The sequence below is a fragment of the Desulfosporosinus nitroreducens genome (genome assembly GCF_023897015.1).
In the GTDB taxonomy this organism is placed as follows: domain Bacteria; phylum Bacillota; class Desulfitobacteriia; order Desulfitobacteriales; family Desulfitobacteriaceae; genus Desulfosporosinus; species Desulfosporosinus nitroreducens.
This window is the reverse complement of the sequence record NZ_JAMHFY010000064.1, coordinates 1-4,167: the sequence shown is the minus strand read 5'-3', so window position 1 is coordinate 4,167 and position 4,167 is coordinate 1. Positions and strand designations below refer to the sequence as shown.

The window sequence follows — 4,167 nt, the reverse complement described above, 5'->3', positions numbered from 1 at the left end:
AAAAGTTGTATGGTTTGTGGCAGAAACTTGTATGCTTTCACGGGCGTAAATGTGTATGGTTTAGTTTACCATTCACAACTGTTTATTATTCACAATTTAAGACTTATGCCTTCTTGTAATACTTTTAAAAATTAAGGTTTAAACTTTTACCTGTTAGCTCTTTTTCTAAGCGGTTAATATTATTAAAATTTTGTCCTACAAAGTTCCCATTATCATTAGTTAGGCTAATAATACCTTGGAAACCACCAATTGGAGCATATTCTTGAGAGTCAGGATTATTAGGCCATACTTTTTTTAACAAAAATAGGTAAGTACCTTTATGATTTAACATCTCTTGCCCTTTTACTCTATACTCCTTAAGACCTATTTTCCCCCCATTTAATCTTACTTCGATTTTATCAGAGGAAAATTTATCAGATCCTTTAAATGTTTTTATTACATCTATTTTATAATTTGTAAAAACACTTTCATATAATTTATAGCTTTTTGAAGAACTTACATTTGCAATTAAAACTAAATCCGAATTTTTATAAGCTTCTTCAATATTTTTTTGACTGTCTGCCCAGCTTGCGTTTATTGTTACAGGACTGATACTATATCCAACAAAAATTGCTATGCTTAATAAAGCAATTATAAGTAAAGGACCTTTAGCTTTAAAAACCTTCGCCATATTTGATTACCTCCTTTTAATATTTAATTAATTCGGAACATCTTCATAAATAGTATTTACTCCAGTAATGTCATCGCTCCCTAATATTTCTGGCAACAGATCGTCTACTAAGGCTGCAGGTGTGGGAAGTAAACTATAACCATCATACATAGTATCATAATGGTCTACATCATCTAAAGAAAGAATATGCCCAAATTCATGTTTTGCTATAAAAAGTCTAAAATCAGAACCATAATCATCGTAAAAAGTATTAAATTGAATATTTCCTGATGTAAAAGTCGAAGCAAAAATTCCAGTATTCAAATAAGCCTGTCCATAAGTACCATTATATCCATAATTATACGCATATATTGTTACCTTATTCTGGTTACTCCTTGGTAAAGAAACTACTGTTTTAGAATCCCATGTCTGAGCTGCGCTAACAGCTGCATTTGACCATTCAGATGGTGTATCTGTGCTTATACTTCCATGATATAGACAATCCTCTGTTCCATTAAAGCTAGAGATAAATGGTAAACAGCCCTGTCTTGAAGATAAAGATAAAATTTCTGATGTTATACTCTTGTCAATTTCGTTAATGAACTCGTGATAGCCAGTCTCTAAATCAGAAATAAACGCACCGTTAAACTCTATAACTGGTAAGTTTAATTTCACTCCGACAAATATTTTCTGAATAGCCACCACACTTCGAGCACTAGCAACACTAAAAAGAACGCCATTCCTGACAAGTTCCTGTATTTTAGTCTTTGAATAGTCGGAGAGTGTTGCGTCGTTACGAAGTAGAGTCCCATCTAAATCAGAAATGTAAAGTCCATTCCTCATGATTTTCTCCTACTCTTTGTCTCTGTCCTAACACCAACTTAAATCCTTTTAATTACAAAGAATGTCTCGATAAAGAAGAATAGTTCATTGCCCAATATATAAACATACCTAAAAAAGGTAACGAAAATGCAATTCCGAACCAAAGGAAAGGTTTAATATCTAATGCTGAAAACTCAAGGTTCCTCGCATCCCTATAAACTATAACTGAACTTGCAAGATGAGCAGGCATAAATATAACAAACCAAAAAATTGGCAAAATAAATGGGATTCCAATAATATTGCTCATTTCCACTTCTCCAATAAAAATATTGCCTCCTTGTGTTGCTGAAACTCATAGTTTCTAAAATACTTACTTGGAAGGAAAGTTATACCCTGTGATTCAGAGTAAGTCATAGACGACTCACTTTGAGTATTGGGCTGGAAGTAAATACTAAGTCCATTCAAGTCTTTTAAGTACGATATTCATACGTTCTTCTACTAGTTTATCCCCTTCAATTTTTAAAACGGGGCAAGGTAATTTCGATAGCCATATATCATGTAACGCCTTACTCCTCATGTGAGTTCCAGCTTCATCATATTTTGAAGCCCATTCTATAAAATCATTATATAGTTTATACCTTTTACCATTTTGCTCTATCTCTGTGCCGTATCTCTGTATTTCCCTCTCAATCAGCCTTTTTATCCGAACTTCTTTTGGAAGAGATAAATACACAACTAATTCGAAATGCTGAATAAAAATGTCTCCCCAACCACATAAGGAGCCAGATAGAATCCATTCAGAAGTATTTTCTAAATCTTTTTTTAATAGTTCTTTTCGCTCCCATATATTTCTCTTTTGAGTAAATGGAACTTCCGTGGGAATCCAATAATAATCATCCGTATCAAAATGACAATAACCAGTCCTATTAGATAAAGCCTCCGCCAGCGTTGAAGTTCCTGAAGCTGATGCTCCTAGAATATGTATTCGTTTAATCATGCTATACCTCATAATATTTGATTAATCTCCGAAGCCCCACTTAGAACATAAATTAATAAAATGCTGACTTTCTTTTCCTAACTCTAGTTTGTAATCCTTCTTTTTATAAATTCGTTCAATTTCTCCGCTATCCGAAAAAAATCTATTTCGCTTCTCTGCCATTTTGTCTACCTCTTTAATAATTGGTATTGCTTTTGAATATGTTGCTTTGTCCTAGAAGCTTCCTTCAATTATGTATGAGATAATTTCGGAAACATGAATTGTTTGCTATTAAGCAGTTGTAGGTCTTTTCCCATTGCAAATAAAGTTTCCTCACCCTCAAGCAATATTGTTTCAAATGAAGAAGTATCTAGAGGAGTATAGGAAAGAGCTATTCTTTTTACGCTCTTGTTTGTCATAGCGTTCAGTACTCTATTTAACGGAATACTTTCAGAGCAAAAAATATCTATCACTTCCAACATGTCTTCCACAAAGTCTGCAATTACAACGGCATCATAACCTTCCAAATAGTAAACGTTGTCTTTCATAAATAAGGTGCAATAAAACATAACCAGTTCTGCATTCGTGCACATAGAAAGTTTGGAAACAGGAACGGCGTGCATTACCTTGGCAATTACGAAACTTCTATTGTTCTCATCGGACATATTCAGCTTTTTGACAGAACCATCTGGGTAAATTGAGTCCGCCATTTTTACACATTGATATTGCTTTAATTCTTCAAATCCAAACTTAGGATAAAAATTTAGCACGGAGCTATTTGCAAACAAGTATATTAAATCGCATTTGTCCCGATAATCAGCAATCGCTTTATTTGTCAGCACTCGCGATAAGCCTTGCTTTCTGTAATCGGGATGAGTCATTACAGTCCCAAGTTGAATATACCGTTTCTCCTCTCCAAAAATTTTAAAATCCATGATATTAACGGATACGTTAGAAACAATCTTATCTGAATCTCTCAACGAATAAGGTATATACTGATTTTTCCAATATCCATCTTGATACCACTGTTCAAAATTGAATCCAAATATCTTTTGTGTTAAATCATTTAGAGACTTTCTAAGTTCATTGCTTTTCCCGTATCCATGAACAAATTCATAATCCTTCCTATTTATGTTTATTAATTCCATTCAATGCTCTCCCTACATCAGTTCGTTCCGATATATACAAGATGGCCGATAAGATAAATAGCTATCTCCGACATGACCTCAGAAATTTTCTTCTCCATCAAATTCAATTCTTAGCAAACGGATTTTACTTATATAACCCGCACTTTCTAAGGTTCGCTTACTATTGAGGTTATAAAACAAGCGATAATAATAGAATGGCTTTTCTTCGGTCTCTCAGTGTTTAAAATCATTTTTGTCTCAAGTTTGGTGAAATCACACTTTTCAACTACTCTCTGGGAGAAAATATTATCAGGCTCTACAATAGCGATTAATAATCAAGTTTTAATTTGTTAAATGCCCACTCTGTCATTGCCTTTACAGCCTCACCTATGTATCCATTATGGCTATATTTTTCGGAAACAAAGTATGCTATTTCTATTTCGTTATTTACCTCCGATTTATTTCCAATGCCGACCATACCTACAAGTTTTTGATTAAATTCAAGTGTAACAGCAAGCATTGGTACTATAAAAGCACAAGCAAACGATCCGAATGAACGGGTTGGATGCCTGTGCTTATTTAAATATAATAAG

7 protein-coding genes are annotated in these 4,167 nt (G+C 33.6%); all 7 read right to left on the bottom strand.

Going from position 1 to position 4,167, the window contains the following annotated elements; translation table 11 throughout:
- Positions 1 to 124: 124 nt before the first annotated feature.
- Entirely contained in the window at positions 125 to 670 is a 546-nt protein-coding gene (locus M8E35_RS25995) for a hypothetical protein (protein ID WP_252473872.1), read from the bottom strand.
- Between the two features lie 27 nt (positions 671 to 697).
- Positions 698 to 1,492 (bottom strand): HAD-IIB family hydrolase, encoded by a 795-nt coding sequence (locus M8E35_RS25990; RefSeq protein WP_252473871.1) that lies wholly within the window; start codon positions 1,490 to 1,492, stop codon positions 698 to 700.
- A gap of 52 nt (positions 1,493 to 1,544) precedes the next feature.
- Positions 1,545 to 1,778, bottom strand: coding sequence for a hypothetical protein (locus tag M8E35_RS25985; RefSeq protein ID WP_252473870.1), 234 nt, complete (start codon positions 1,776 to 1,778; stop codon positions 1,545 to 1,547).
- 144 nt (positions 1,779 to 1,922) lie between these two features.
- Complete coding sequence (locus M8E35_RS25980; RefSeq protein WP_252473869.1) at positions 1,923 to 2,468, bottom strand: AAA family ATPase; 546 nt, start codon at positions 2,466 to 2,468, stop codon at positions 1,923 to 1,925.
- Between the two features lie 21 nt (positions 2,469 to 2,489).
- The gene (locus M8E35_RS25975) at positions 2,490 to 2,630 is read right to left on the bottom strand and encodes a hypothetical protein (protein WP_252473868.1); all 141 of its coding nucleotides are present in this window, start codon (positions 2,628 to 2,630) and stop codon (positions 2,490 to 2,492) included.
- 68 nt (positions 2,631 to 2,698) lie between these two features.
- Entirely contained in the window at positions 2,699 to 3,595 is an 897-nt protein-coding gene (locus M8E35_RS25970; RefSeq protein ID WP_252473867.1) for a GNAT family N-acetyltransferase, read from the bottom strand.
- A gap of 307 nt (positions 3,596 to 3,902) precedes the next feature.
- Positions 3,903 to 4,167, bottom strand: a 265-nt coding sequence (locus M8E35_RS25965; RefSeq protein WP_252473866.1) for a GNAT family N-acetyltransferase, incomplete at its 5' end; no start/stop codon positions are given.

Bases quoted from the DNA above. Each gene is read 5' to 3' on its own strand.
- M8E35_RS25995 (WP_252473872.1), bottom strand. From the start codon at position 670: ATGGCGAAGGTTTTTAAAGCTAAAGGTCCTTTACTTATAATTGCTTTA.
- M8E35_RS25990 (WP_252473871.1), bottom strand. From the start codon at position 1,492: ATGAGGAATGGACTTTACATTTCTGATTTAGATGGGACTCTACTTCGT.
- M8E35_RS25985 (WP_252473870.1), bottom strand. From the start codon at position 1,778: ATGAGCAATATTATTGGAATCCCATTTATTTTGCCAATTTTTTGGTTT.
- M8E35_RS25980 (WP_252473869.1), bottom strand. From the start codon at position 2,468: ATGATTAAACGAATACATATTCTAGGAGCATCAGCTTCAGGAACTTCA.
- M8E35_RS25975 (WP_252473868.1), bottom strand. From the start codon at position 2,630: ATGGCAGAGAAGCGAAATAGATTTTTTTCGGATAGCGGAGAAATTGAA.
- M8E35_RS25970 (WP_252473867.1), bottom strand. From the start codon at position 3,595: ATGGAATTAATAAACATAAATAGGAAGGATTATGAATTTGTTCATGGA.